General features: G+C 60.2%; 1 protein-coding gene. It reads left to right on the forward strand.

Annotation, left to right across the window (positions count from 1 at the left end; all coding sequences use genetic code 11):
* Positions 1-445: TIGR00366 family protein (locus tag J5M56_RS25475; RefSeq protein ID WP_207938121.1), on the forward strand; the 445-nt coding region annotated here is incomplete at both ends.

Consider the following 445-nt stretch of genomic DNA (forward strand, 5'->3'; position numbering starts at 1 on the left):
TTTCAAGAGTTTTCGACCAAACCGGCGATTACCGCGATTTCCGGCCTGAACACCTATAACTTTCTGTTCATCATGCTCGGCGCGCTGCTGCACTGGCGCCCGCGCAGCTTCCTCGATGCGGTGGCCCGTGCGGTGCCGACCACCACTGGCGTGTTGATCCAGTTTCCGTTGTACGGCTCGATCGCCGCGCTGATGACCACCGTCAAAGGCGCCGACGCGCAAACCCTCGCGCATCACATCTCGACCTTCTTCGTCAGCATCGCCTCCCACGACACCTATGCGCTGCTGATGGGCGTCTATTCGGCGATTCTCGGTTTCTTCATCCCGTCCGGCGGCGGCAAATGGATCATCGAAGCGCCCTACGTGATGCAAGTCGCCAATGACCTGCAATACCACCTCGGCTGGGCAGTGCAGATCTACAACGCCGCCGAAGCCTTGCCGAACC

Source organism: Pseudomonas sp. 51_B (assembly GCF_017491595.1).
Lineage (GTDB): Bacteria > Pseudomonadota > Gammaproteobacteria > Pseudomonadales > Pseudomonadaceae > Aquipseudomonas > Aquipseudomonas promysalinigenes.